At 71.8% G+C, this 25,653-nt stretch carries 20 protein-coding genes and 1 pseudogene; 9 read left to right on the forward strand and 12 right to left on the reverse strand.

Translation table 11 applies throughout. The features are described from left to right. Positions 1-29: 29 nt before the first annotated feature. Together LIV37_RS06845 and LIV37_RS06850 are read right to left on the reverse strand one after the other, a co-directional pair. The gene (locus tag LIV37_RS06845; RefSeq protein ID WP_020866367.1) at positions 30-1,442 is read right to left on the reverse strand and encodes a sensor histidine kinase; all 1,413 of its coding nucleotides are present in this window, start codon (positions 1,440-1,442) and stop codon (positions 30-32) included. Next, the gene (locus LIV37_RS06850) at positions 1,442-2,146 is read right to left on the reverse strand and encodes a response regulator transcription factor (RefSeq protein ID WP_020866368.1); all 705 of its coding nucleotides are present in this window, start codon (positions 2,144-2,146) and stop codon (positions 1,442-1,444) included. The genes LIV37_RS06845 and LIV37_RS06850 overlap by 1 nt, the downstream gene beginning before the upstream one ends. Before the next feature lie 174 nt (positions 2,147-2,320). Between LIV37_RS06850 and LIV37_RS06855 the strand changes: the two genes are divergently transcribed. Further along, the gene (locus tag LIV37_RS06855; RefSeq protein WP_020866369.1) at positions 2,321-3,583 is read left to right on the forward strand and encodes a glycosyltransferase family 4 protein; all 1,263 of its coding nucleotides are present in this window, start codon (positions 2,321-2,323) and stop codon (positions 3,581-3,583) included. A gap of 28 nt (positions 3,584-3,611) precedes the next feature. On the opposite strand, the gene LIV37_RS06860 is transcribed toward LIV37_RS06855, so the two are convergent. The 7 genes from LIV37_RS06860 to LIV37_RS06890 form a co-directional block, all read right to left on the reverse strand. Then, the gene (locus LIV37_RS06860; protein ID WP_020866370.1) at positions 3,612-5,090 is read right to left on the reverse strand and encodes an SDR family NAD(P)-dependent oxidoreductase; all 1,479 of its coding nucleotides are present in this window, start codon (positions 5,088-5,090) and stop codon (positions 3,612-3,614) included. 90 nt (positions 5,091-5,180) lie between these two features. After that, positions 5,181-6,287 (reverse strand): pyrroloquinoline quinone biosynthesis protein PqqE, encoded by a 1,107-nt coding sequence (gene pqqE, locus LIV37_RS06865; protein WP_020866371.1) that lies wholly within the window; start codon positions 6,285-6,287, stop codon positions 5,181-5,183. Beyond that, positions 6,284-6,571, reverse strand: a complete 288-nt coding sequence (gene pqqD, locus LIV37_RS06870) for a pyrroloquinoline quinone biosynthesis peptide chaperone PqqD (RefSeq protein WP_020866372.1) — start codon at positions 6,569-6,571, stop codon at positions 6,284-6,286. Before pqqD ends, pqqE begins: the two co-directional genes overlap by 4 nt. Next, positions 6,568-7,299: a pyrroloquinoline-quinone synthase PqqC gene (gene pqqC, locus LIV37_RS06875; RefSeq protein ID WP_020866373.1), complete on the reverse strand. Its 732-nt coding sequence runs from the start codon at positions 7,297-7,299 to the stop codon at positions 6,568-6,570. Before pqqC ends, pqqD begins: the two co-directional genes overlap by 4 nt. Further along, entirely contained in the window at positions 7,296-8,195 is a 900-nt protein-coding gene (gene pqqB, locus LIV37_RS06880) for a pyrroloquinoline quinone biosynthesis protein PqqB (protein ID WP_020866374.1), read from the reverse strand. Before pqqB ends, pqqC begins: the two co-directional genes overlap by 4 nt. A gap of 10 nt (positions 8,196-8,205) precedes the next feature. After that, positions 8,206-8,349 (reverse strand): pyrroloquinoline quinone precursor peptide PqqA, encoded by a 144-nt coding sequence (pqqA, locus tag LIV37_RS06885; RefSeq protein ID WP_020866375.1) that lies wholly within the window; start codon positions 8,347-8,349, stop codon positions 8,206-8,208. A 61-nt stretch (positions 8,350-8,410) separates the two neighbouring features. After that, on the reverse strand, positions 8,411-10,246 hold the full coding sequence (locus tag LIV37_RS06890) for a discoidin domain-containing protein (RefSeq protein WP_020866376.1): 1,836 nt from the start codon (positions 10,244-10,246) through the stop codon (positions 8,411-8,413). Between the two features lie 283 nt (positions 10,247-10,529). Between LIV37_RS06890 and LIV37_RS06895 the strand changes: the two are divergent. The 3 genes and pseudogenes from LIV37_RS06895 to LIV37_RS06905 all read left to right on the forward strand — a co-directional run. Then, positions 10,530-11,750 (forward strand): annotated as a pseudogene (locus tag LIV37_RS06895) (glycoside hydrolase family 27 protein); the annotation flags it as partial. Positions 11,751-11,830: 80 nt separating this feature from the next. Beyond that, complete coding sequence (locus tag LIV37_RS06900) at positions 11,831-12,637, forward strand: hypothetical protein (RefSeq protein WP_020866378.1); 807 nt, start codon at positions 11,831-11,833, stop codon at positions 12,635-12,637. Between the two features lie 11 nt (positions 12,638-12,648). Next, positions 12,649-13,731 (forward strand): PQQ-dependent sugar dehydrogenase, encoded by a 1,083-nt coding sequence (locus tag LIV37_RS06905; protein ID WP_020866379.1) that lies wholly within the window; start codon positions 12,649-12,651, stop codon positions 13,729-13,731. 55 nt (positions 13,732-13,786) lie between these two features. Here the strand turns inward: LIV37_RS06905 and LIV37_RS06910 are convergent, their stop codons facing one another. Genes LIV37_RS06910 through LIV37_RS06920 form a run of 3 tightly spaced genes read right to left on the reverse strand, consistent with a single transcriptional unit; the run spans position 13,787 to position 17,640 of the window. Beyond that, entirely contained in the window at positions 13,787-14,932 is a 1,146-nt protein-coding gene (locus tag LIV37_RS06910; RefSeq protein WP_020866380.1) for a glycoside hydrolase family 88/105 protein, read from the reverse strand. A gap of 27 nt (positions 14,933-14,959) precedes the next feature. Further along, positions 14,960-16,246 carry an NAD(P)/FAD-dependent oxidoreductase gene (locus tag LIV37_RS06915; protein ID WP_020866381.1) on the reverse strand — a complete coding sequence of 429 codons (1,287 nt, stop codon included), beginning with the start codon at positions 16,244-16,246 and terminating at the stop codon, positions 14,960-14,962. Next, a complete protein-coding gene (locus tag LIV37_RS06920) occupies positions 16,243-17,640 on the reverse strand; it encodes an MFS transporter (RefSeq protein WP_020866382.1) in 1,398 nt (465 codons plus the stop codon). Before LIV37_RS06920 ends, LIV37_RS06915 begins: the two co-directional genes overlap by 4 nt. Positions 17,641-17,807: 167 nt before the next feature. Here LIV37_RS06920 and LIV37_RS06925 point away from each other — a divergent pair, with 167 nt between their 5' ends. The 5 genes from LIV37_RS06925 to LIV37_RS06945 all read left to right on the forward strand — a co-directional run bounded on the left by LIV37_RS06925 (position 17,808) and on the right by LIV37_RS06945 (position 25,616). Next, positions 17,808-19,022, forward strand: a complete 1,215-nt coding sequence (locus LIV37_RS06925; RefSeq protein ID WP_020866383.1) for a CdaR family transcriptional regulator — start codon at positions 17,808-17,810, stop codon at positions 19,020-19,022. 199 nt (positions 19,023-19,221) lie between these two features. After that, positions 19,222-20,580 (forward strand): glutamine synthetase, encoded by a 1,359-nt coding sequence (locus tag LIV37_RS06930; protein ID WP_020866384.1) that lies wholly within the window; start codon positions 19,222-19,224, stop codon positions 20,578-20,580. A 3-nt stretch (positions 20,581-20,583) separates the two neighbouring features. Beyond that, complete coding sequence (locus LIV37_RS06935; protein ID WP_020866385.1) at positions 20,584-21,762, forward strand: amidohydrolase family protein; 1,179 nt, start codon at positions 20,584-20,586, stop codon at positions 21,760-21,762. A gap of 270 nt (positions 21,763-22,032) precedes the next feature. Continuing rightward, positions 22,033-22,824, forward strand: coding sequence for an SDR family NAD(P)-dependent oxidoreductase (locus LIV37_RS06940; RefSeq protein ID WP_020866386.1), 792 nt, complete (start codon positions 22,033-22,035; stop codon positions 22,822-22,824). Between the two features lie 386 nt (positions 22,825-23,210). Continuing rightward, on the forward strand, positions 23,211-25,616 hold the full coding sequence (locus LIV37_RS06945) for a GH92 family glycosyl hydrolase (RefSeq protein ID WP_020866387.1): 2,406 nt from the start codon (positions 23,211-23,213) through the stop codon (positions 25,614-25,616). The last annotated feature ends 37 nt before the right edge of the window (positions 25,617-25,653 follow it).

Genomic DNA, 25,653 nt, shown 5'->3' on the forward strand with positions numbered 1-25,653 from the left:
GTGGCGGCCGGGGACTTCGCGGCGCCGTGTTACGGGGCCTCGGTGGCGTCGCCGACCGTGAAGCCCAGTATCGCGCCCCCGCCCGGGCGCGGCCGGGCGAAGACGGTGCCCCCGTGGGCGAGGGCGACCTCGCGCACGATGGCCAGGCCCAGCCCCGAACCGGGCAGGCTGCGGGCGCCGGGCGCGCGGTAGAAGCGGTCGAAGACCCGTTCGCGGTCCTCCTCGGCGATGCCCGGGCCCCGGTCGAGGACCTCCACCCGGCGGCCGCTGATCACCACCTCGACGGGTTCGGTGCCGCCCTGGTCGAACTTGGCGGCGTTCTCCACCAGATTGGAGACCGCGCGCTGCAGGGTGGCCGGGTGACCCGTCAGCCGGGTGTCGCCCTCGGCCCGTACGGTGATCTCGCGGCCCGTCCGGCGCCGGGCGAGGGTCACGGCGGTGGTGGCCGCCTCCTCCAGCGAGACCTCGGTGCGGGGTTCGTCGTCCCGCTGCCCGGCCGCCAGGTCCACCAGCTCGTTGACGAGGTCGGTCAGCTCCCGGGTCTCCCCCGCCAGATCGGCCAGCAGATCCTCGCGCGCGGGCCCCGGCAGCTCCTCGAAGCGGCGCAGCAGGGAGATGTTGGTGCGCAGCGAGGTGAGCGGGGTGCGCAGTTCGTGCCCGGCGTCCTGGACCAGCCGCCGCTGGTCGTCCTTGGAGCGCGCGAGCTGTCCGAGCATGCCGTCGAAGGCCCGGCCGAGGCGGCCCACCTCGTCGTCCCCGGCGACCGGCACCGCCACCTCCATCCGGCCGGTGGCGGCCACGCTCTCGGCGACCCGGGTCAGTCGCACCAGCCGCCGGGTGATCCGCCCGGCCAGCCACCAGCCGGCCAGTCCGGCGGCCAGGATGACGGCGACCACGAACAGCGCGGTGCGCTTCTGGAGCTCGCGCAGCAGATCCTCGGTGTCGCTGATCTGCTGGGCCACCTGGATCGCGCCGGTGCCGTCGCCCACGGCGACCGTGGCCATCCGGTACTGCTCCCCGCCGATGCCGATCTCGCGCCGTACGACGGTGCCCGGGGTGGCGGAGGCGGCGGTCGTCCGGTCGTCGTCGGCCACCGGCAGCGGGGGCTTGCCCGCGTCGTAGACCGTACCCCGGCCGTTGATCACCTGGACGTCCATCCGGCTGATCCGGCGCAGATCGTCCCGCAGGTCGTACGGGACGGGCACGGCGGACTCCGAGGGGTACTGCCGCAGGATCACCTTGTCGCCGCGGACCTCGCCGCGCAGATCGCGGATGATGTCGTCGAACGCCGACTGCTGGTCCACCCGCACCAGCCCGGCCGCCGCGTCATAGCTGAGCCCGCCGACCAGGAGGGTGACCACGGTGGCGGCCGCCGAGAACGAGAGCGCGAAGGTGGTCCGCAGGCTGGGCCGGCCACGGCGGAGCAGGGGGAGCCGCACCATCACTCCTCCCGCAGGGAGTATCCGACCCCGCGCACGGTGTGGATCAGCGGGGCGCGCCCCTCCGGATCGACCTTGCGGCGCAGATAGCCGATGTAGACGGCGAGGTTCTTCGAGCCGGGGCCGAAGTCGTAGCCCCAGATGCGGGCGTAGATGGTGGTGTGGTCCAGGACGATGCCCGCGTTGCGGGCCAGCAGCTCCAGCAGGTCGAATTCGGTGCGGGTCAGCTCCAGCTCCGTACCGCCGCGCCAGACCCGCCGGGCCGAGGAGTCCAGGCGCAGATCGGCGACCTCCAGCACCCCGTCGATGGCGGTGTCCTCCGGCGCGGCCGGTTCGGCGGGGGCGGCGCGGCGCAGCAGCGCGCGCAGCCGGGCGAAGACCTCCTCGATCTCGAAGGGCTTGGCCACATAGTCGTCCGCGCCGGCGTCAAGACCCTCGATCCGGTCGGCGGTCTCGACCCGCGCGGTGAGCATGAGGACGGGGGTGCGGTCCCCCTCGGCGCGCAGCACCCGGCACACCTGGAGCCCGTCCACGCCCGGCATCATCACGTCCAGCACGACCACGTCCGGGCGCTCGCGGTGGATGGCCGCCAGCGCCTCTATCCCGTCGGGCACGGCGGTGACGCGGTACCCCTCCAGGGTCAGGGCGCGTTCCAGGGCCTGGCGGATGGCACGGTCGTCCTCGGCGAGCAGCACGGTGTTGGTCACACCCCGAGTCTGCCAAGGCCACAGCGGTGCCCGCGGCGGGCGGGGGTCCTGAGCGGGGCTTCTTACCCCGCTCTCACCTTCTTCACGCGGTGGACTTACCGGGCCTCGACAAGGTGTCGACCAGCTTCCGGGGGAACTCGCCCCGGGGACGCACCCGGCCGGAGAAAATACCGCATGAAGATCGCATTCCTGCTGCACAACGCCTACGGGATCGGCGGAACGATCCGGACGACCATGAACCTCGCGACGGCGCTCGCCGACCGCCATGAGGTCGAGATCGTCTCGATGATGCGGCACCGCGAGACGCCGCGTTTCGCCCTCGACCCGCAGGTGCGGCTGGTCCCCCTGGTGGACACGCGTCCGGAGGGCGCGGACGCGAAGGACCCGCTGTTCTTCGAGGCCAGCCGGGACTTTCCGGCCGCCGAGAAGCGGATCAAGCAGTACAACCGGCTGATGGACACGCGGGCCGCGGAGTATCTGCGCGGCTGCGACGCCGATGTGATCGTCGGCACCCGGCCGGGGGTGAACGTCTACATCTCCCGCTTCGCCCCGCGTCGTGCCCTGCGCATCGCCCAGGAGCATCTGCGGTACGAGGCGCACAGCAAGAAGCTGCGGGCGGAGCTGGCCCCGTTCTACCGGGCGCTGGACGCCGTGGTCACCACGACGGAGGCGGACGCCGCGGTCTACCGCAAGAAGATGCCGATGCCGGGGGTGCGGACCCTGGCGATACCCAACAGCGTCCCCGAGCCCGACGTGGCACCCTCCGAGGGCACCGAGCCGGTGATCGCGGCGGCCGGGCGGCTGGTCCGCGGCAAGCGCTTCGACCTGCTGATCGACGCCTTCGCGGAGATCTCGGTGAAGTTCCCGGCCTGGCGGCTGCGGATCTACGGCGGGGGCGCGGAGAAGGAGCGGCTCGCGGAGCACATCGAGCGGCTGGGCCTGTCCGGGAGCGCGGAGCTGATGGGGTCCCGCTCCCCCATCGAGGCGGAGTTCGCCAAGGCGTCGCTGGTCGCGGTCGCCTCGGACGCCGAATCGTTCGGGATGACGATCGTGGAGGCCATGCGCTGCGGGGTGCCGGTGGTGAGCACCGACTGCCCGCTCGGCCCCGCCGAGATCATCAAGGACGGGCTCACCGGACGGCTCGTCCCCACCGGGGACAAGCACGCGCTGGCGAGTGCCCTGATGGAGCTGATGGGCGATGCCCCGGCCCGGCGGGCGATGGGCGCGGCCGCCCTGGAGAGCTCCCGGGTCTATGACCCGGAGCCGATCGCCCGGCGCTACGACCAGCTCTTCGAGGAGCTGCGCGCGAGCCGGTTCACCCGCCTCTGGGAGCGCTACCGGACCGCCACCCGCGCCCGCCTGCGGCGGCTGGCCCGGCGCTTCGGCTTCTCCCCCGGCCGCCGTGCCCCGGCGGCGGGCCACAAGGCGAGCGCGTGACCCGACGCCGGACCGCGGCGCCCCGCCGTCACCAGGACGTCGGGGCGTAGTCCTTCAGGAAGCAGCCGAAGAGGTCCTCGCCGTGCTCGCCCCGGACGATCGGGTCGTAGACCCGGGCCGCGCCGTCCACCAGGTCGAGGGGGGCGTGGAAGCCCTCGGCCGCCAGCCGCATCTTCTCCGGGTGCGGGCGCTCGTCGGTGATCCATCCGGTGTCGACGCTCGTCATCAGGATGGCGTCGGACTCGAACATCTCGCGTGCGCTGGTGCGGGTCAGCATGTTCAGCGCGGCCTTGGCCATATTGGTGTGCGGATGGCCCGCGCCCTTGTAGCCCCGGCCGAACTTGCCCTCCATCGCGGAGACGTTGACCACGTACTTGCGCCGGGCGGGCGAGGCGGCCATCGCCGGGCGCAACCGGCTCACCAGGATGAACGGCGCCGTCTCATTGCACAGCTGGACCTCGAGCATCTCGACCGGGTCCACCTCGTTGATCCGCTGCACCCAGGTGTTGCTCGGGTCCAGGTCCGGCACCAGACCGCCCGCGTCGATCGCGGTCCCGGCCTCGATCCGGGCCGGTGAGGCGGAGCCGCTGGTGAGGGCGAGGGCGGTGAGGTCCTGCGGGGTGAGGGCGCCGTCCCGGGGCGCGCGGGGCGCCGGCAGGGCCGCCTGGGCGCCGCTGCCGAAGGCGCCGAGGACCACGGACTCGGGGAGCTCCCCGGCGGGGAGCGGCGCCGACTCGCCCGCTATCAGCTCCGCGTACGCCTGCGGGGTGCGGCGGACGGTCTGGGCGGCGTTGTTGATCAGTATGTCCAGCGGGCCCGCGGCGCTCACCGCGTCGGCCAGCGCGATCACCTGGGCCGGGTCGCGCAGGTCGATGCCGACGACCTTGAGCCGGTGCAGCCACTCCCCGCTGTCCGGCATGGCCTTGAAGCGGCGGATGGCGTCGACCGGGAAGCGGGTGGTGACGGTGGTGTGCGCGCCGTCGCGCAGCAGCCGCAGCGCGATGTACATGCCGATCTTCGCCCGGCCGCCGGTGAGCAGGGCACGGCGCCCGGTGAGATCGGTGCGGGCGTCGCGGCGGGCCCGGTTCTCGGCGGCGCAGTCGCGGCACAGCTGGTGGTAGAAGGCGTCGACCTCGACATACCGGGTCTTGCAGACGTAGCAGGAGCGGGGGCGCTCCAGGATGCCCGCGATCTCCGTGGTGACGGAGCTGGTGAGCGCGCGGCCCAGCGTCTCGTCGTCGATCCGGTCGGCGGCGCCGGTGGCGGTGGCCTCGGTCACGGCCTTGTCGTTCGCGGTCTTCGCGGCCCGCCGCTCCTGGCGCCTGCGCTGCTTCACACTGCGGTAGATCCCGGAGGTGGCCCGGCGCACCATGACCGCGTCGGGGTGGTCGACCGGCAGCCGGTCGAGTTCCGCGAGGACGCTCAGACAGGTCGCCAGCCGCTCCGGGTCGATGCCCGGCCCCTCGGCCGGGGCACGCTCGGCCCGGCCTTCGTCAATCACCGTCATCGCCGCTGCCGCTTTCTGGTTCGCCTGTTCCCCTGGACAACGGCGAAACTTTACGGAAGCGGGGGCGTATGCGCCAAACCGCGCCCGGCCTCACCCTCCGGGCTTGCGGTACGCATAGCCGCCGGTCGGCGCCGGGGCCCCCGCTCCGGCCGGGTGCCCTTGGTCCGTCGTCAGCGCGCGGATCACACCGTGGTCCGGGGAGAGCGCACAGGCCGGGTCGGTGCGGGCGGCGTCGCCGGTGAGGGCGTACGCCTGGCAGCGGCAGCCGCCGAAGTCCTCCGCTCGGCGGGAGCAGGTGCGGCACGGCTCGCGCATCCAGTCCTCGCCCCGGTAGCGGTTGAAGGCGCCCGAGTGGTCCCAGATCCACTCCAGGGGATGGTCGCGGACGTTGGGCGGGTCCAGGTCCGGCAGGCTCGCGGCGGCGGGGCAGGGCAGCACGGTGCCGTCGGGAGCGACGGCCAGCGAGACCGCGCCCCACCCGCCCATACAGGGCTTGGCCACGCCGTCGAAGTAGTCGGGCACCACCCACACCAGATCGGTTGCGCCGCCCAGCCGGTCCCGCCACCGCTGGACCGTGTCCCGCGCCCGGGCGAGCTGGTAGCGGGTGGGCAGCAGGGCGTCGCGGTTGCGCAGCGCCCAGCCGTAGAACTGGGTGTTGGCCAGCTCGATCCGGTCGGCGCCCCAGTCCAGGCCGCGGCGGATGATGGCGTCGAGCGCGTCGAGGTTGTCGCGGTGCAGGACGACGTTGATCCCGAGCGGCAGCCCGGCCGCGCGCACCAGGGCGGCGGCCCGTTCCTTGGCGGCGTACGAGCGGTGTCCGGCGATCCGGTCGGAGGCGGCCGGGTCGGCGTGTTGCAGGGACAGCTGGACACTGCGCAGCCCGGCGGCGGTCAGCGTGGCCAGCCGGGCGCCGTCCAGGCCCACTCCGCTGGTGACGAGCTGGGTGTAGATCCCGGCGGACTCGGCGGCGGTGACGATCTCGGCGAGATCGCCGCGCAACAGCGGTTCCCCGCCGGAGAGATGGGTGTGCACCACGCCCAGCTCTCCCGCCTGGCGCAGCACTTCGGTCCACTCGGCGGTGGACAGCTCACGGGAGCGGCGGACCAGCTCCAGGGGGTTGGAGCAGTAGGGGCAGTGCAGCGGGCAGCCGTGGGTGAGCTCGGCGAGCAGGGCCCAGGGGCGGGGCACGGCGGTCATCGGACCCAGCCCTCCCCACGCATCCGGTCGAGGAAGGCGGGCACGTCCTCGGCGACGGGCGCGCCGGGGAAGCGGCTCCGAAGTTCCGCCACGATGGCGTCGAGGTCGCGGTCGCCGTCGCACAGCCGAAGGATCTTCGCGGCGCTGCCGCGCAGCACCACCACCCGCTCGGGCAGCAGCAGCAGGTCGGCGTCCCGCACCCGGTCGTGGCGCAGGCTCACGGCGGGGGACAGCGCGGGCCGCCATCCGGCCGGGGCGGGCCCGGTGCCGGGTCCGGTCGTCATGTCCCCTCCCCCGGGCCGTCCTTGGTGTCGGCCTCCGGGCCGTCCTTGGTGTCGGCGTGGTCGACCGCGTCCAGCAGCGACCACAGCACATCGCATTTGAAGGCGAGCGCCGCCACCGCGCGGTCCTCGTCCTCGGGGGTCCGCGCCCAGGTCAGGACCAGGTCGAGGGCCTCGGTGCTGTCCCGGCGCCCCTGGCCGACCCGGTTGCGGAAGTAGGCCAGGCCCGCGCGCTCGATCCAGGGGTAGTACCGCTCGAAGGCGTCGATCCGGGTGAGCATGATGCCGGGCGCGGACAGTTCGGTGAGCGAGGCGGCGACGGCTTCCAGCGGGTCGCGCAGCCGGCAGAAGTTGACATAGCCGTCGACCGCGAGCCGCACCCCGGGCACCACCTCATCACCCGACAGCAGCCGGTCCCGGTCCAGCCCCGCGGCCTCGCCGAGCCGCAGCCATCGCTCGATCCCGCCCTCGCCGTCGGTGGCGCCGTCGTGGTCCTGGATGCGCCGCAGCCACATCCGGCGCAGCCGTGAGGTGTCGAGCTTGGCGGTGATCAGCGCGTCCTTGACGGGGATGTGGCGCTGGTAGTGGAAGCGGTTGAGGATCCAGCGGCGCAGTTCGGCGGGGGTGAGCTCGCCCGCGTGCATCCGTACGTTGAAGGGGTGGCGGTCGTGGTAGCGCTCCTGCGCGACCGCGCGCAGCCGCTCCTCGAGCCGTGTCCGTGGGGTGCTCACAGGTCGATCACCATCCCGTCGGCGGCCACCTCGACGCCCAGCCTCGCCAAGCCCGAGTGCTGGGGCGCGGCCGGGTCGTTGAGGGGGTTGGTGTTGTTGAGGTGGGTGTACAGGGTGCGCGCTCCGAGTGCGGCGAGCCGGTGCGCCGTGCCGTCCGGTCCATCGATCGGCAGATGGCCCATGGCGGTGGCGGTACGCGAGCCGAAGCCGCAGGTGAGGGGCTCGTCATCGGACCAGAAGGTGCCGTCGACGATCACACAGTCGGCTTCTTCGGCGGCGCGCTGGAAGGCGTCGGGCCAGGCGGCGAGCGCGGGGGCGTAGAGGAGGGAGCGGCCGGTGGCGCGGTCGGTCAGCCGCAGGGCGACCACCCAGGCGTCGTCGTCCGGGGCGCCCCGTCCGGCCGCGTAGCGGGGGCGTTTGGCGGAGACGGGGACGGCGCCGACGGCGATGGACGAGCCCTCGTCGAGCGGCCGGTCCCCGGGGCCGAGGGGGCGCCAGTCCAGCCGGGCGTAGGGGGTGAGGATCTCGCCCAGGTGGAGCCCGGTCAGCAGGGCGTGCCGCACCGGGGCGGTGGCCACGATCTCGATGGCGTCCGCCTCGCGCAGCCGGGCGATGCCGAGGGTGTGGTCGAGTTCGGCGTCGGTGAGGATCACCCCGGCCAGCGGGGTCCGGCGCGGTTCGGGCCCGGGGTGGAGTTCGGGGCAGTCCTCGACCTGGTCGCCGAGGTCGGGGGTGGCGTTGACCAGATACCAGTGACCTTCACCGGCCTGGACGGCGAGCGAGGCATGGCGGCGGCGCCACCCCGGGTGGGCGCGTGCCCCGGAGCATCCGGGGCACGCGCAGTTCCACTGGGGTACGCCGCCACCCGCCGCGGTGCCGAGCACGCGCACGCGCATGGCGGGGAGCTCAGCGGGCGTTCAGCGAGTAGGCGGTGACCTCCAGCGCGGTCTCCACGACCACGTAGTCGGGCGTCTGCCAGGCAGTCTCGCCGGCCTCCGTACGGGTGCGGTCCGCCGCCTCGGGTGCCGTGCGCGGTGTGGTCTCGTTCATGGCTTCGACCTGCCTTCCATCTCGGTGGGGGATGAATCAACGGGACGGGGCGGACGGGCCGTCAGCGGGCGGTCCGGATCCGCGGTGCCCCGCCGTCGGTGGTGGTGCGGCCGCTCCCGGGGTAGGCGGATCCGATGCGCACCTCGTCCAGCAGCAGCTTGCGATGGTGCTTGGTGTCGGTGGCCGCGGCCCAGGTGCTGTTCACCGTGAGCCGGAGATAGCGCTTGGTGGTGGCGGGGATGTCGATAAACCGCACACCGCGGGCGCTGGGCAGCGTTCCGGACGCCACCGGGCCGCCCCAGTCGCGGCCGTTGTCGGAGACGTGCACCTGGTAGTCGCGGATGCGGGCGGACTGCTCGGTGTCGGAGCGGGCGTAGGAGACCGACCACTCCCGCTGGTTCACGGCCAGATAGCGGACGCTCTTGGCGGAGCGCAGATCGAGGGTGACCGAGGCGGGCAGGGTGGTGTCGTTGTCCCAGTACGTCCGCGGATCGCCGTCGAGTACGGCGGAGGCGGGGTGTCCGTTCGCGGAGACGCTGGCGCTCGCGGTGAGCGAACCGGGCGGGACGATGCCCTGACGGCCGTCGGTGCGGACGGCGAGGACGGTGTCGTACGGATCCCAGTCGGTGATGCCGGAGATGGTGATCCGGCCGTCGCTCTGGCGGAAGCTGAGCTTCTTCCCGGTGCGGTAGTCGGTGACGCCGGTCGCCTGGTAGCCGTTGTCCCGCAACGTCAGCGTGGAGCCCGAGGGCCGGGTGAGGACGTGGACGAAGTGGCGGTCGGGGTCGGCCGTGCTCACCGTGGTCACCCCGTGGGCGCCGTCGTTCCAGGTGCCGGGCTGGAGCCCGCCGTAGGAGTAGCCACCGCCCTCGGTGCCGCCCAGCGATCCCCAGATTTTGTCGAGATAGGTCTTGGCGTAGTTGTTGAACGCCTCCTGCTTGCTGGGGAACCGCCCGTTCACCTGGGCGGTCTCGGCCATGAGGGATTTGACGGAGGATCCGGAGTCGCTGATCAGCCGGCCGAGGGTGAGTCCCTGGTCCACCGCCGAATCGGTGCCGCTGTACCACCAGGCCCCGCTGCTGGGCAGCTTGAAGCAGGCCTCGGTGAGCCGGGGCTGTGGGGTCCAGATGGCCTGGGGGTAGTCATAGGCCGGGGTCATCCCGGTCTTCTGCTCATTGCTGACCGTGTCCATGATCGGCGTGTCTTCGTTGTTGTTGCTCAGCAGCCAGCCGGGACGGTCGGCTCGGATCTTCTCGTAGAGCCCGTGGTCGAGCCAGTAGTCGTTGTCGTTGTCGATCCAGAACCCGGACAGCTCGGGGTACTTCCGCAGCACTTCCACGAAGTTGTCGTAGGAGTACTCGCCGAAGCCGTCGCGTGTGGTCAGGTCGACGTCATGGCCCTTGTAGGCCGAGTAGGCCGCCGAGTCGAGCCATTCGTGGCCGCCCTCGGCGTGCCACTGCGGATCGTCGGTCATATAGAGCATGACCTTCAGCCCCTGGGCGCTCGCCGCGTCGATCAGCTCGCCGAGGAAGTCCCGCTTGGTGGAGCAGCTTCCGGGGATGGCGGACGGCCAGGCCCGCGCATAGCCCAGACGGCTGTGGAAGGAGGCGAGCACCAGATAGGAGGCGTGCAGCTTCTTGGCCTCGGCCACCCAGTAGCCGGCGTCCCAGCCGCCGTCGGTGACCGCCTTCTCCCAGGCGGAGCAGCTGGTGTAGCCGGGCGAGGTGCGCATGCCCCAGTGCAGGAAGAGCCCCGCCTGGGACTGGCGCAGCCACTGCTGCCGGGGGTTGGTGACCTCGGCCCGTGCCGGGGTGGGGCCGGTGAGGGTGAGGGTGACGACGGCCGACAGCACGGCGGCCAGCCAGGCGCCGGGGCGGCGGCGCGATCTGCGGCCCATGAGGGCTCCTTCTCGGGGGGGGGAGTACGGTCATGTGCCGTTCTGTTGCAGCGTCACCGGCTGTTGGGGTCCGGTCAATAAGCGTGCGTCAAAAATCCTCCGATCTCTCCAGCTGTACATTCGCTGTGTACTACCAAGAAGCAAGCGGAATCCGCTGGCAGTTGGCTAATTTCCGCCGATCGTCACCCACACCGCCACCGTCTTGGTCCACACCATTCCTTGACTCATCGCGTCACACCTCCTACCTTCCGCGAAGCACTGTCCGCGCTCAAGGGAGATGATCATGCAAAGATCCACACGATTACGCAGTCTTCGCTCCTGCCTCGCGGCCGTCACCGCGGCCACCACGGTCGCCACCGGCGCCCTCACCGTGAGTCTCACCACCGCGGCGCCACAGGCCGTCGCACTCGACAACGGCGTGGCCCGTACGCCCCCGATGGGCTTCAACAACTGGAACGCCACGCACTGCGACGCCTCCTTCAACGAGTCCATGGTCAAGGGCATCGCCGACGCGTTCATCAGGCTCGGCCTCAAGGACGCCGGCTACACGTACGTCAACATCGACGACTGCTGGGCCGAGCCCACCCGGGACCCGGACGGCGATCTGGTGCCCAACCGCACCCGCTTCCCCAACGGCATCAAGGCCGTAGCGGACTATGTGCACGCCAAGGGGCTGAAGTTCGGGATCTACACCAGCGCCGGCACCAAGACCTGCAACGCGGCCGGCGGCTTCCCGGGCGGACTGAACCACGAGAAGCAGGACGCCAAACTGTTCGCCTCCTGGGGTGTGGATTACCTCAAGTACGACAACTGCAACAACCAGGGCGTCGACGCCCAGCAGCGCTACAAGGCCATGCGCGACGCGCTCGCCGCCACCGGCCGCCCGATCGTCTACTCGCTGTGCGAATGGGGTCAGACCAACCCCAAGGTATGGACCTGGGGCGAGCCGGTCGGCAACTCCTGGCGGACCACCGGCGACATCAGCGACAAGTGGTCCAGCATGATCGACAAGCTGCACATCAACGACGACCTCGCACAGTACGCGGGCCCCGGCCACTGGAACGACCCCGACATGCTGGAGGTCGGCAACGGCGGGATGACCACCACCGAGTACCGCACCCACTTCAGCCTGTGGGCGATGATGGCGGCGCCGCTGCTGATCGGCAGCGACATCCGCAACGCCTCCGCCACCACCCAGTCCATCCTGAAGAACACCGACATCATCGCGCTCGACCAGGACACCCTGGGCAAGCAGGCCACCATCGTTTCCTCCAGCGGCGGAAAGACCGTGTACGCCAAGCAACTGGCGAACGGTGACCGCGCCGTGGCGCTGCTCAACGAGAACTCATCCAGCAAGACGATCTCGACGACGGCGAGCGCGATCGGTCTCGGCGGCTCCTCCTCGTACCGCCTGAAGGACCTGTGGTCGAAGGCCACCTCCACCACGAGCGGCTCGATCAGCGCCTCGGTGCCCGCGCACGGCACGGTCGTCCTCCGCGTCACCCGCGGCTGAACTGTTGACGCGTTAGGAACCTTTCCTTACTGTCCCTCGATGTGAACAAGGATCAGACAGGAGAATCCTTGATGGAGCGCCCACCGCTCTTACCGCGCACCGTCCTGACCCTCGCGGCCACGGCCGCGCTGATCGCCCCGGCCGCGGTCGTCTACGGCGCCGAGCGGTCCCCGCAGGCGCCGGCCGCGTCCTGGAGCCTCAAGTGGAACCCCGCGTCGGGGGCGAGCGTCGCTTCCGCGTTCGAGGGTGCCGAGGACGACCGCGCCGACTCCCATCCCGGCGTCACCCACATCTATCCCTACCAGGATGGTTTCCGCACTGACATCCACTACCCCAAGGACGTCGACACCAGCACCGACCGCCAGCGCCAAGAGGTCAGGGGCATGAAGCAGGACGGATCCGCCGTCAAGATCCTCAAGAACGAGACCTGGCGGATCCAGTACCAGATGTATGTGCCGGACACCCTCGACGCGACCACCGGCTTCACCCACATCATGCAGATCAAGGTGGGGGACGTGGCCGCCCCGCTGTTCACCATGTCGCTGCACCAGCACAGCGACGGCCCGAAGGTCGAGATGCGGACGTCGGACGACGACGACAATCTCACCGAGGCCGGCGCCGCGAACATGGCGCCGGTCCAGGGCAAATGGAGCGATGTATCGGTCGAGGTCAAGGCGGCCGACTCGGGTGCGTACGCCGACTGGTCGGTGACCACCGACGGCAGAGAAGTCGCCTCGTACAAGCGCACCGGCCTGGACCTGTGGCGCGGCAAGAACTACCTGCGGCCCAAGTGGGGCATCTACCGGAGCCTGAACAGCAGCGGCCTCCAGAACACGTATCTGCTCACCCGAAACTTCAAGGCGTACAAGCTCCAGTAGGAGGGCGCGCGATGAAGAGTCACCGGAACACCCTCGTGGCCGCGGCCGCGACCACCGCACTCGCGGCCGGGCTGCTGCTCACCCAGACCGGCGCGGGCAACGCCGCACCGGCGCGGGCCGATTCGGCTCCCTCGGACATCAAGACCGTCTCATCCGGCTGGAGCATCCCCTGGGGGCTCAGCTGGCTGCCCGACGGCTCGGCGCTGATCACCGAGCGCGACTCGTTCAAGCTCTACAAGCTCACCCAGTCGGGCACCAGGACGCAGGTCGGCACGGTGCCCAATGTGGTGACCACGGACGGTGAGGGCGGGCTGCTGGGCATCGCGGTCTCCCCGAACTGGAACACCGACCACGCCATCTACCTGATGCACACCGCGTCCGACGGCAACCGCATCGCCCGGATGACCTACGACGGCTCCTCGCTCGGCGGCTACAAGGCGATCGTCACCGGCATCAAGAAGAACAAGTACCACAACGGCGGACGCCTCAAGTTCGGCCCGGACGGCTATCTCTACGCCACCACCGGCGAGGCGCAGACACCCGACCTCGCCCAGGACAAGAACTCCCTCAACGGGAAGATCCTGCGGATGACCACGGACGGCAAACCCGCCCCGGGCAATCCGTTCGGCACGCTCGTCTACTCCTACGGCCACCGCAATCCGCAGGGCATCACCTGGGACCCGCAGGGCCGACTGTGGGAGGCCGAGTTCGGCAACAGCAAGTACGACGAGCTCAACCTCATCGAAGCGGGCAAGAACTACGGCTGGCCGATCTGCGAGGGCGAGTGCTCCACCTCGGGGATGACCAGCCCCAAGCGCCAGTGGGCGACCGGCGACGCCTCGCCCAGCGGGGTCACCTACGCCGACGGCGCGATGTACCTGGCCGCGCTGCGCGGGGAGCGGCTGTGGCGGATCCCGGTGGACGGCACGAGCGCGGGCACCCCGAAGGCGTACTACACCAGCTCCTACGGGCGGCTGCGCACCGTGGAGACCGTGCCGGGCAAGAACACCCTGTGGCTGTCCACGACGAACGCGGACAACAACGGCGGGGAGCCGGACGGCGCGGACAAGGTCTTCCAGGTCGAGTTGAAGTAGCGCCTTCGCGGGTGGGTACGGTCGCGGTCCGCCGGACCGCGACCGTACGCCCGTGTCAGTGCGCGAGCCGCTCGTTCATCAGCAGGAAGGCGCCCAGACCGTGGAGGTCGTTCGTATTGCGCTTGCGGCCGAGGTAGTAGGCCAGGTCCCCGACGTTGGTGCCCTCGCTGATGTCGGTGATGTTCGTCAGCCCGTCGGAGCCGACCGACACCTTCTTCAGCACGCCCTGATAGCCCCTGCGGACCGCCGAGGCGTAGCCGCCGCCGCTGATCCAGCCGTGTTCCAGGGCGGCGTGCAGCATCAGGGTGTACATGCTGGAGGCGGAGGTCTCGGTCCAGTTGCCGGGGTCGCTCGACTTGTCGACGACCTGGAACCAGCGGCCGGTGGCCGGGTCCTGGTAGCGCGTGAAGCCCTTCGCCAAGTGCCTTATGTTGCCGATCAGTTCGGCGCGGCGCGGGTGTTTCGCGGGGAGCAGTTCCAGCACCTCGATGTGGGTCATCGCGGTCCAGCCGATGGCCCGTGCCCAGAAGTGGGCGGAGGTGCCGGTGGTGGGGTCGGGCTTCCAGGGGGCGTCGCCGTCGGCGTCGTAGGCGTGGTAGATCAGCCCGTTGGCCGCCTTGAGGTGGCGGAAGTACACCGAGAGGTTCCTGGTGACCTCCTCGTACGCGAACGTCTCGTCGCCGTAGGCGATGCCGTAGCGCAGCAGGAACGGCTGGGCCATGAAGACCCCGTCGCCCCACAGTTCGTTGGTCTTGCCGGTGGCGTGCCACATCCCGCCGTCGGCGGTGCGCGGATAGGTGGTGATCCGGTCCCGGATCTGGTCGGCGGCGGTCCGGTAGCGCGGATCGCCGGTCTCCTGGTGGAGGATCAGCAGCAGATTGCCGGACTGCATCGCGTCCAGGTTGTCGAAGGTCCGGCTCATATGGCCGTCGGCGTCGACGAAGTTGTCCACCCACCCCTTGATGTACGCCAGGTACGAGGGCTCCTTGACCCGCTGGTAGACGCGGTAGGCGCCGAGCAGGAAGAGACCTTGGGTGTAGCCCCAGCCGCCGAGGGTCTTGGGGTCCGGTTTGCGGGCGATGGTGGAGTCCACCACCGCCCGGGACCAGTCGGCGGGCGCCGCGCCGGCGCCCGCCGTCGGGAGGAGAAGGCCGCCGGTGATGCCCAGTGTGCTCGTGAGCAGGGTTCTGCGACTGACCACTGCAAGCTCCTTGGGTGTCAGGGCGCTTCAATGAGCGCCATGTACACACCAAGAGTACCGACGAATGCTCCGTACCGGGGCGAAAGTGGAGGAAAGCCCAGGATCCGCCGTCCCCGTCAGCAGTCCGGCCACCAGCCGGCCGGTGGCGGGCGCGAGCATCAGCCCGAGCATGTTGTGGCCGGTGGCCAGCAGCACCCGGGGGTGGCCCGGCACCGGGCCGATCAGCGGCAGCCCGTCGGGGGTCATGGGCCGCGGCCCCACCCACTCCTCCTGGCGGTCGTCCCAGTCCGCATGGCGCAGATACGGGCGCGCGGCGGCCACGATGGCCTCGATGCGCCGCTGCCGGAACCGGTCGGCGTCGCGCTCGAACTCCATCGTCCCGGCGACCCGGACCCGCTTGCCCATCGGCGTGAGCACCACCTTGGCCGCGCCGAGGTGGACCAGGCGGGAGGGCGGCGGTTCGGCCGCCACCGAGAAGCTGTAGCCCTTGCCCGCCACCAGGTCGACGTCCTTGCCGAGCCCCCGCACCAGCTCCCGCGAGCCGATGCCCGCCGCGATGACCACCGTGTCGGCGCGGAAGGTGCCCGCCGAGGTCCGGACCTCGGTCCGGCCGGAGCGGTCCACGATGGATGAGACACGCGCGCCCTCGACCAGCTCCACCCCGTCGCTCCGCAGCCGCTCGGCGAGCCGGTCCACGAAGAGCGAGGGGTCCAGGGACCACTGACGCTCCACCACGAACCCCGCCCGCGCGCCCTCGGTGAGCGACGGCTCCGCCGCCGCGAGGCGGGCTCCCTCCAGCACACCACCGGGCGCGATGGGCGCGTCCAGCCGGCGGAAGGCGGCGAGCGCCTCGGCGGCGTACTCCCGGGAGGGGAAGGCGAACAGGAAGCCGTCCTTGTGCGCCGCCCCGTCCACACCGGCCGCCTCCAGTTCCTCGAAGAGCCCGAAGGTGCCCCTCGCGAGGGCGCCGAGGGCGGCGGCCCCCCGCGCATACTGGCGCGAAGTGGCCCGCATCCCGAACCGGACCAGGAACCGCAGCAGTTCGGCACCGGCCGGGGGGTGGATCGCCAGCGCGCCGTCCCGGCGGTGCAGCCCGCGCAGCGCCGTACCGATGACACCGGGCGCGGCCAGCGGTTCGACCAGGTCGGGGCAGACCTCCCCGGCGTTGCCGCGGGACGCGCCGCTGCCCAGCCGGTCGCGCTCGATGACGGTCACCCGCAGCCCGGCGCCACTGAGGTAGTGGGCACAGGCCAGGCCGACTACTCCGCCGCCGACGATCGTGACCGTGGCGGGCGGGGTGTCCGGAAAGGTCATGAGGGCTCCTTCACCGCGGGGGACGGTGGGGTCGAAGAGGTGTCACGGCGGGCACGCGGCCCCCCGCGGGGGCTGTGGTCCGTATCCGCCGCGCTGGCGTCGGCGAGGGTGAGCCCGCTGGTCTCCGGGGCGAGGACGTACGACGTTCCCCAGCCGATGGCGCAGATCACCGCGCCGAGGAGCATGGCCAGCCGGGTGCTGTGGTCGAGGACGACGGGCGCTCCCCAGGTGCCGATGGCGGCGCCGACCCGGCTGATGCCGGTGGCGAAGCCGTTGGCGGTGGCCCGGACCCCGGTCGGGAACAGCTCGGAGGGGTAGACGGCCTGGAGGCACTGGCTGGAGAAGCACGCCACCCCGAAGGCCGCGAAGAGGACGATCACGACGGCCGGTGAGGGGTGGGCGAGGGCGGCGAGGCCGAGCAGGGGGATCGCGGAGAGGCCGAAGCTCCACAGGAGCAGGGTGCGCCGCCCCTTGTTGATGACCAGGATCCCCGAGAGCGAACCGACCACGAAGAAGATCTGCACCACGACCGAGCCGAGGTAGGAGTCGTTACCGTCGGCCAGTCCGAAGGAGGACAGGATGGTGGGTTCGTAGGTGGTGATGGCGTAGATCGGCAGCAGCTGACACGCCCAGAAGACGCTGACGAAAACGGTCCGCCGCAGATAGGCGCCGCGGAAGATGTCGCCGTAGCGGGTGCGCGAGGCGGTGTCGGCCTCCAGGTCGTCCAGGCTCGCGTCCGGGCCGAGCATCTGCTTCAGCACGGCCTCCGCCTCCTGGCCGCGGCCCTTGCTGAGCAGCCAGCGCGGGGACTCGGGGGTGCCGAAGCGCAGCAGGAGGATGAGGACGGCGGGTATCGCACTGCTCGCGAGCATCCAGCGCCAGTCGTCGTGGCCGGAGGACAGCATCGCCCAGCCGACGACGTACGCGACGGCGGCGCCGACCGACCACATGGTGACCATGATGACCAGCAGCGGTCCCCGGGAGTCGCGCGGCGCGAACTCGGAGGCGATGGTGCCCGCGATCGCGAAGTCGGCACCGATGGCGATGCCCATGAGGAAGCGCAACACGGTGAGCTGCCAGGGATCGGTGACGAAGAACTGGGCCGCGGAGAGCAGGATGAAGGCGGCGATGTCGAAGAGATAGACCTTCTGCCGCCCGACCCGGTCGGTGACATAGCCGAAGACCAAGCCACCGGCGAACATGCCGACCAGGGAGGCCGAGCCGACCACTCCGGCGTCGAAGGAGTTGAGGTGGTAGTCGGCGGTGAGGAGCGGAAGCGCGACGCCGACGATGCTGAGGATGTAGCCGTCGCAGAACTCGCCGCCGCCTGCGTACAGCGTGATGAGCCAGTGAGTGCGGGTGGGACGGGACTTCTCCAGGGATGCTGTGCTCATGGCCGTCTCCTGAGGAGGGCTCCTGGGGAGGAGGGGACGGATGGCCGGGCGGTGCGGGGCGCCCGGTGGTGTTGACGGAAGACGGTAGGCAGCGACGAGCTCCCGGTCATCGTTCGAAACGTACGAAGACATCGACCCGAGAACGGTCACGTCTGTACGATCCGCCCATGGACCACCTTGGCGGCCCGCTCGGCAGCCCTCCCGTACTGACGCCGGAGCTGGCGCAGGAGATCGCCCGCGACATCGGGCGGATCACCGGTTTCAATGTACTGATCACCGATCCCGGGGCGGTCGTCATCGGCTGTGGCGACCTCGCGCGCGTCGGCACCGTCCACGAGGCGTCCCTTGAGGTGGTGCGCACCGGGCGGCCCGCCACCCACAGCGCCGAGCAGGCGGGCCGGATGCGGGGCGTACGGCCCGGGATGAGCCTGCCGATCACCGTCGGGGAGGAGGTGATCGGCACCGTCTGTCTGACCGGGGTGCCCGAGGAGGTGCACCGCTTCGGCCTGGTGGTGCGGCGGCAGACCGAGATCCTGCTGGAGGAGGCGGCGCTGCTGCGCTCGCGGATGCTCCATGAGCGGGCGGTCGACGACTTCGTCCGGGACATCGCGCTCTACGACCCCGAGGTGGTCGGCCCGGAGGCGGTGGCCGCCCGCGCGGTCGAGCTGGGGCTTATCCCCGGGGTGGCCCGGAGCGCGGTACTGCTGGAGGTGCGTTCGGCGGGCGCACCGGACCTGGCGGACGAGGGCCCCGCGCCGGTGTCCCGGCTGACGGTGCTGCGGACGGTGCGGGAGGTGTTCCGCGACCGCCAGGACGTGGCGGGCGAACAGACCGCGGGACGGTACGCGGTGCTGGCCGCCGCGCACGAGGGGCGCGCGGCCCCGGAGCGGCTTCCCGAACGGTGTGAGCACCTGCTGGCGCTGCTCGCGGAGCGCCATGGTCTGGACGGCCGGATGGCCGTCGGCGAGCCGGCGGCCGGGGCGACCGGGATGCACGACTCCTATCGCGACGCGGCGACGGCGCTGCGCACCGGACCGGCGGTCTTCCCCGGCGAGCGGGTCTTCATCGCCTCGGAGCTGCGGGTGCCGCAGCTGCTCGGCTCGATACCGCCCCACGACCGGGCCCGGTTCACCGAGGCGGTGCTGGGGCGGCTGCGCGAGCAGCCGGACTGGCCGACGCTGCGGGAGACGCTGATCGGCTGGGCGGAAGGCGGCCTGTCGCTGGTCCGGGTCGCCGAGCGGCTGCACATCCACCGGAACACCCTGCTGTACCGGCTGGAGAAGATCGGGAAGTTGTCGGGCCGCCGGGTGCGCGAGCCCGGTCAGGCCATCGAGATGTATCTCGCCTCCCTCACCGACACCCTCCGGGAGGGGGTCAGGTGACGTAGGCCGTCTCCGCTACGTGGCCGAAACCGGACGCCTCGGCGGGCGGGCCGACCCCCTCGACGCCCCGGCCGGTCGTGTCAACCACCGACCGGCATAAGCCACCGTCACACCCCGTATGCGATCGGGACAATGCGTCACCACCAAACCGTCCGCAGGCAATAGTCTCGGCGTACAGGACGTGGCTGAGGAGGCGCCCATGGGGACCGGGGAACGCGAGCAGGCATACGCACGGGCACGGCAGGAGGCCGAGCGGCTCACCGCGAACGGCATCCAGGCGATCGCGCTGACCTGGGTGGACAACGCGGGTCTGACCCGGGTGAAGTCCGTGCCCGCCGCGCGGCTGCCCCATGCGGCGCGGCGCGGGGTCGGGATGTCCCCCGTCTTCGACGTCTATCTCGTGGACGACTCCATGACCACCAGCCGCCATGTCGGCGGCCCGGACGGGGATCTGCGGCTCCTCCCCGACCTGGACCGGCTCACCCCGCTGGCCGCGCAGCCCGGCTGGGCCTGGGCCCCGGTCGACCGGTACGACCAGGGGGGCCGGGCGCACCCCGTCTGCCAGCGGCTGTTCGCCCGGCGGATGGCCGAGCGGGCGCGGGAGCGGGGACTGACCGTGCGCATGGGGTTCGAGACCGAGTGGGTCGTCACCACGGGCGACCCGGACCAGGACCCGCCGCGGTACCCCACCGCGGGCCCCGCCTACGGCATGGCGCGGGTGGTCGACCTCGCCGACTACCTCGCCGATCTGCTCGGCGCGCTGGACGCGCAGCAGGCCGAGGTGCACCAGCTCCACCCCGAGTACTCCCCCGGGCAGTTCGAGGTGTCCCTGGCGCCCGCCGATCCGGTCGGCGCCGCCGATCTGGCCGTACTGGTACGGGAGACGATCCGGGCGTGCTCCGGGCGCGCCGGGCTCAACCCGATGTTCGGCCCGGTGGTGGACCCGGGCGGGGTCGGCAACGGCGCCCATCTCCATCTGAGCCTGTGGCAGGGGGACCGCAATCTGTGCCGGGACGGCGACGGGCCCAACGGCATGACCGCGACGGCCGAGGCGTTCCTCGCCGGGGTGCTGCGCGAGCTCCCCGCCCTGCTCGCCATCGGCGCCCCCACCCCCGCGAGCTACCTCCGGCTCGAACCCTCCCGCTGGGCCGGGGCGTACCAGTGCTGGGGCCTGGAGAACCGGGAGGCCGCGGTGCGCTTCATCACCGGCGCACCGGACGACCCGGGCGCATCCAACGCCGAGATCAAGTCCTTCGACCCGGCGGCCAACCCCTACCTGGTGGTGGGCGCGGTCATCGCCGCGGGCCTCGGCGGGATGGACTCCGGGCTCTCCCTGCCCCCACCCGTCTCCGGGGACCCGGCCGTCGAGGGGCGCGAGCGGCGGCTGCCCACCTCGCTGCTGACGGCGCTGGAGCACTTCGAGGACTCGACCGTGCTGCGCGAGGCGCTGGGCGATCCGCTCTTCGAGTCCATCGCCGCGGTGCGCCGGGCGGAGTCCGCCCTGTTCGAGAAGTCGTCCCCGCGTGAGATCGCCATCGCGACCCGGAGGCGGTACTGACCGATGGAGGCCGCCGAGCAGACGGATCCGACCGAGCCGCCGCTGCCGCCCCTGGTGGACCACCACTGCCATGGGGTGGCCCGCTCCGAGCTGGGCTCGGCCGAATTCGAGGCGTTCCTGACCGAATCCGACGCGCCCGCCGCGCTCGGCACCACCTTCTTCGACAGCCAGCTGGGGTTCGCGGTGCGCCGCTGGTGTCCGCCGCTGCTGGACCTCGAACCGCACTGCCCGCCCGCCCCCTACCTCGCCCGGCGGCGCGAACTGGGCGCGCGGGAGGTGACCCGGCGGCTGCTGAGCGCCGCCGGGATCAGCGAGTTCCTGGTGGACACCGGGCTGCCGGGCAATCTGACCACCCCTCAGGAGCTGGCCCTCGCGGCGGGCGGCACCGCCCATGAGATCGTCCGGCTGGAGCAGCTGGCGGAGCGGATCGCGGACACCTCGCTGACCGCCGATGACTTCCTGACGGGGATGGCGGACGGAATCCGGGAGGCGGCCCGTACGGCGACCGGTTTCAAGTCGGTGGCCGCCTACCGCTACGGCCTGGACTTCGAGCCCGATCCGCCGGGCCCCGGCGCCGTCCACACCGCCGCCGAACACTGGCTCGCCCGGCGCGCCCAGGGCGGCACCGCCGCCGCCCGGGTCACCGACCCCGTGCTGCTGCGCCATCTGCTGTGGTCGGCGGCGTACACCGGGCTGCCGCTGCAACTGCACACCGGGTTCGGCGATCCCGATCTGCGGCTGGACCGCTGCGATCCGCTCGCCCTCACCGACTTCATCCGCGCCGTGCGCCCCACGGGCTGCACGCTGATCCTGCTGCACGGCTATCCGTACCACCGCGGCGCCGCCTATCTGGCCGCCGTCTTCCCGCATGTGTACGCCGACGTGGGGCTGGCCCTGTCGCACACCGGGGCGCGGGCCGGGGCGGTGCTCGCCGAGATGCTGGAGCTCGCCCCGTTCGGCAAGGTGCTCTTCTCGACCGACGCCTACGGGCTGCCCGAACTGTATGTGGTGGGGGCGCGGCTCTTCCGGGAGGCGCTGACCGGGCTGCTGACCCACTGGGTGGCGGAGGGCGCCTGGTCGCGCCGCGACGCCCGCCGGGTGGCCGCGCTGCTGGGCGCGGACAACGCCCGCCGCGTCTACGGCCTGGGCACCCCGGCCCCCCGCGACGCTCAAGGATCCTGACGCCTGCGGCGGGCCGTTCCCCTCCCGCCCCTTCCTTCGCGGCATCGATATGCGGCTCCGCCGCGTGGGGGGCTCCGCCCCAGACCCCGCTCCTCAAGCGCCGGAGGGGCTGATTTCAGCCCGTCAGGGGGCACCTCCCAGCGGTAGCTGGGGGAGATTGAGGACACGCCCGAAGGGCGTCCGGGGCCCAGGGCGGGGCCCATGCCATGCGCGGAGCGCATACGCAGTACCGTGCCCGGAACGTACTCGACCGTAACCGGAGGAGATCGCATGCGGATCGCCGGCACGACCGTCCTGCTCACCGGGGCCACCGGCGGCATCGGCCAGACACTGGCCCGCGCGTTCGCGGCCAAGGGCGCCAAGCTGCTGCTCACCGGGCGCCGTGAGGAGGTGCTGCGGCCGCTGGCCGAGCGGCTGGGCGGCCGGGTGATCGTCGCCGATCTGGCCGAACGGTCCGATGTGGAGCGGCTCGTCGAGGAGGCGGCGAACGCCCGGATCCTCATCGCCAACGCCGCGCTGCCCTCCAGCGGCCCGGTCCTGGACTACCGGCCCGAGGAGCTGGACCGCGCCCTCGATGTCAATCTGCGCGCGCCGATCCTGCTGTCCCGGCTGATGGCGCCGCGCATGGTGGAGGCGGGCTCCGGCCACCTGGTGATGATCGGCTCGCTGTCGGGCCGTACGGCCTCCCCCGGCGCGGCGCTCTACAACGCGGCCAAGTTCGGGCTGCGCGGTTTCGCCCTCGGGCTGCGGCAGGACCTGCACGGCACGGGGGTCGGGGTCTCGCTGGTGCAGCCCGGATTCGTGGGCGACGCCGGGATGTTCGCCGACGCGGGCACGTCCCTGCCCACCGGGGTCCGTACGATTTCCTCCCGGCGGGTGGCGGCCGCGACGATCCGGGCGATCGAGCGGAACCGGGCGGAGGTGAACGTGGCGCCGCTGGAGCTGCGACTGGGCAGCGCCATCGGCGGGCTGTTCCCGAGCATCGCCGAGCGGGCCCAGCGGGGCTCGGGCGCCGGTGAGACGTCCCGTCAGCTCGCCGACGGGCAGCGCGACAAGCGATAGCGCCACCCGCGTGCCCGGACGCCACGGGCCCGTGCCCGGACGCCACGGCCCCGTGTGCGGGCCGGGGCTTCGCCCCCGCCCCCTGCTGTCCGTGGTCCCAGGTTCACCCACACCATCTCGTTCGACGGCTCGAGATCCGGTGTGTGCTCGGCGGCGCCGAGCTGCTCGGTGGCCCAGCGGCGCGCGCGGTGAACCAGAAGGCCGGCGCGCCCTCGACCCGCACCCCCGATCCGTCCGGCGCGGTTCGGCCGCACCCAGCGGACATCGCGGTGTCATCGGCCTGTCCGTCAATGGCCCGCCCGCGCACGGGTCATTGACACCGCCCAGCCTCCGTGTCAAAGTTTCGCGACCCTGGTCGACAACGTTGTCAGACGGAGGTGCGTCCCATGCGGTCGCTGATCGGTGGAATCCGTGCGCGCGCTGCGGGCACGGTCGCGGGCGTGATGACGGCGGCGCTGCTGGGCGGCGGTCTGCTGGGACCACCGGGCGCCGCGGCCGCCGCCTCGGCCGCGCCCCCTCCGGCCGACCCCACCTCGCTGGTCCATCCGTTCGTGGGCACCGAGAACTTCGGCAACACCTTCCCCGGGGCGAGCGCCCCGTTCGGCATGGTCCAGGTCAGCCCGGACACCGGCGGCCAGGGCGGCTACGACTACGACCAGAACGCCATCCACGGCTTCAGCCAGACCCATCTGTCCGGGGTCGGCTGCGGGGTGGCGGGCGAGCTGCCCATCATGCCGACGACCGGCGCGGTCAGCGACGTCGACCCGGAGCACTACCGCTCCACCTACAGCCATGACGACGAGGAGGCCGCCCCGGGCTACTACCGGGTGGGCCTGAAGTCGTACGGCATCGACGCCGAGCTGACCGCCACCCAGCGCACCGGGTGGCAGCGCTACACCTTCCCCGCCACCGGCGCGGCCAATGTGCTGTTCAACACCGGCAAGGCCAATCAGAAGGTCTTCGGCTCCGAGGTCCGCGTGGTCGGCGACCGGACCGTCGAGGGCCGGGTGGAGGCCGGGAACTTCTGCGCCGGGAAGGACCGCCACACCGTCTACTTCACCGCCACCTTCGACCGCCCCTTCGCCGCCTACGGCACCTGGCGCGGCACCACCCCCACCCCCGGCTCCCGCGAGGCGGCGGGAGAGGGCGGCAACGGCGCCTGGGCCACCTTCGACGCGGCCCAGGACCGGGATGTGGTGGTCAAGGTCGGGCTGTCGTACACCGGCCCCGAGGGCGCGCGGAAGAACCTCACGGCCGAGACCGGCGACTCCTACGACTTCGACGCCACCCGCGCCGCGCTGCACGACACCTGGCGGAAGAAGCTCGACGCGATCCGGGTCGGCGGCGGCACCGAGGAGCGGCAGCGCGCCTTCTACACCGCGCTGTACCACGCCCAGTTGCACCCCAATGTGGCGGGCGACGTGGACGGCCGCTACACCGGCTTCGACGGCGCGACCCACACCGCCTCCGGCTACACCCCGTACCAGAACTTCTCGCTGTGGGACACCTACCGGCCGCAGAACCAGCTGCTGGAGATGGTCGAGCCGGGGGTGGCCCGCGATGTCGCGCTGTCGGTGGTCGCCATCGGCCGGGACGGCGGCTGGCTGCCGCGCTGGGCGCTGGCCAACAGCGAGACCAACATCATGACCGGTGACCCGGTGACCCCCTTCCTCGTCGAGGCGTGGTCCAAGGGCCTGCTGGCCGGGCACGAGGACGAGGCGTACGCGCTGCTGAAGAAGAACGCCACCAGCACCCCGCCCGCCGACTCGCCCTACAACGGCCGCTCCGGAGTGGACTATTACCGCGAGCTGGGCTACGTCCCCTCGGGGCTGGAGCTCGGCACCGACTGCGCCGACAAGGGCGGCGACAACGACTGCGTCCACCCCGCCTCGGCCACCCTGGAGTACTCGGCAGCGGACGCCGCGCTCGCCCTGATGGCGCGCGGGCTCGGACACCGCGCCGACGCCCGGATGTTCGCCGAGCGCGGCCAGACCTACCGCACTCTGTGGGACGCCTCGATCGGGCAGTTCCGGCCGCGTACGGCCGACGGCGCGTGGGTGACCCCGTACGACCCGGTGGAGGCGGGCCGGCAGTTCCACGAGGGCGGCGCCTACCAGTACCAGTGGCTGGTGCCGCAGGACCCGGCCGGACTCGTGGGGCTGATGGGCGGCAGGAGCGCGACCGAGAAGCGGCTCGACGACTTCTTCGCCTACGGCAAGCTGCTCACCGACCCGGCGGGCACCGCCCGTAAGGACTGGATCTCCGCCCCGTACGACTACTACGGCAAGCCCACCTACAACCCCAACAACGAGCCCGATCTGCACGCCCCGTACATGTATCTGTGGGCGGGCGCGCCCGCGAAGGCGACGACCGTGGTGCGGGCGGCGATGACCCTGTTCACCACCGGGCCGGACGGGATGACCGGCAATGACGACCTCGGCACCATGTCGGCCTGGTACGTCTTCTCCTCGCTGGGCCTGTACCCGACGATGAGCGGCGGGGACTTCCTCGCCCTGTCCAGCCCGCAGTTCTCCTCGGCCGTGGTCCGCGTCGGGCACTACGGCACCCGGCAGGGCGGCACGCTCACGGTCACCGCGCCGGGCGCGAGCGACGCCAAGCGCTATGTCCGGAGTGTGTCACTGAACGGCCGGAACATGGCGCGGACTTGGCTGGACTGGGGCCAGGTGGCCCACGGCGGGAAGCTGGTCCACCGGCTGTCCACCGAGCCGTCGTCCTGGGGCACCGGCCGGGGCGCGGAACCGCCGTCGGTGGGCGCCACCCGCAAGGGCTGATACCGGCCGGTTGTGGTGTAGGTTCTATGGCCCGCCT

It is taken from the genome of Streptomyces rapamycinicus NRRL 5491 (genome assembly GCF_024298965.1).
Classification (GTDB): Bacteria; Actinomycetota; Actinomycetes; order Streptomycetales; family Streptomycetaceae; genus Streptomyces; species Streptomyces rapamycinicus.

Excerpts from the sequence above, each read along its gene's own strand:
- LIV37_RS06845 (WP_020866367.1), bottom strand. The coding sequence starts at position 1,442 with ATGGTGCGGCTCCCCCTGCTCCGCCGTGGCCGGCCCAGCCTGCGGACC.
- LIV37_RS06855 (WP_020866369.1), top strand. The coding sequence starts at position 2,321 with ATGAAGATCGCATTCCTGCTGCACAACGCCTACGGGATCGGCGGAACG.
- LIV37_RS06860 (WP_020866370.1), bottom strand. The coding sequence starts at position 5,090 with ATGACGGTGATTGACGAAGGCCGGGCCGAGCGTGCCCCGGCCGAGGGG.
- pqqE (WP_020866371.1), bottom strand. The coding sequence starts at position 6,287 with ATGACCGCCGTGCCCCGCCCCTGGGCCCTGCTCGCCGAGCTCACCCAC.
- pqqD (WP_020866372.1), bottom strand. The coding sequence starts at position 6,571 with ATGACGACCGGACCCGGCACCGGGCCCGCCCCGGCCGGATGGCGGCCC.
- pqqB (WP_020866374.1), bottom strand. The coding sequence starts at position 8,195 with ATGCGCGTGCGCGTGCTCGGCACCGCGGCGGGTGGCGGCGTACCCCAG.
- pqqA (WP_020866375.1), bottom strand. The coding sequence starts at position 8,349 with ATGAACGAGACCACACCGCGCACGGCACCCGAGGCGGCGGACCGCACC.
- LIV37_RS06890 (WP_020866376.1), bottom strand. The coding sequence starts at position 10,246 with ATGGGCCGCAGATCGCGCCGCCGCCCCGGCGCCTGGCTGGCCGCCGTG.
- LIV37_RS06900 (WP_020866378.1), top strand. The coding sequence starts at position 11,831 with ATGGAGCGCCCACCGCTCTTACCGCGCACCGTCCTGACCCTCGCGGCC.
- LIV37_RS06905 (WP_020866379.1), top strand. The coding sequence starts at position 12,649 with ATGAAGAGTCACCGGAACACCCTCGTGGCCGCGGCCGCGACCACCGCA.
- LIV37_RS06915 (WP_020866381.1), bottom strand. The coding sequence starts at position 16,246 with ATGACCTTTCCGGACACCCCGCCCGCCACGGTCACGATCGTCGGCGGC.
- LIV37_RS06920 (WP_020866382.1), bottom strand. The coding sequence starts at position 17,640 with ATGAGCACAGCATCCCTGGAGAAGTCCCGTCCCACCCGCACTCACTGG.
- LIV37_RS06925 (WP_020866383.1), top strand. The coding sequence starts at position 17,808 with ATGGACCACCTTGGCGGCCCGCTCGGCAGCCCTCCCGTACTGACGCCG.
- LIV37_RS06930 (WP_020866384.1), top strand. The coding sequence starts at position 19,222 with ATGGGGACCGGGGAACGCGAGCAGGCATACGCACGGGCACGGCAGGAG.
- LIV37_RS06935 (WP_020866385.1), top strand. The coding sequence starts at position 20,584 with ATGGAGGCCGCCGAGCAGACGGATCCGACCGAGCCGCCGCTGCCGCCC.
- LIV37_RS06940 (WP_020866386.1), top strand. The coding sequence starts at position 22,033 with ATGCGGATCGCCGGCACGACCGTCCTGCTCACCGGGGCCACCGGCGGC.
- LIV37_RS06945 (WP_020866387.1), top strand. The coding sequence starts at position 23,211 with ATGCGGTCGCTGATCGGTGGAATCCGTGCGCGCGCTGCGGGCACGGTC.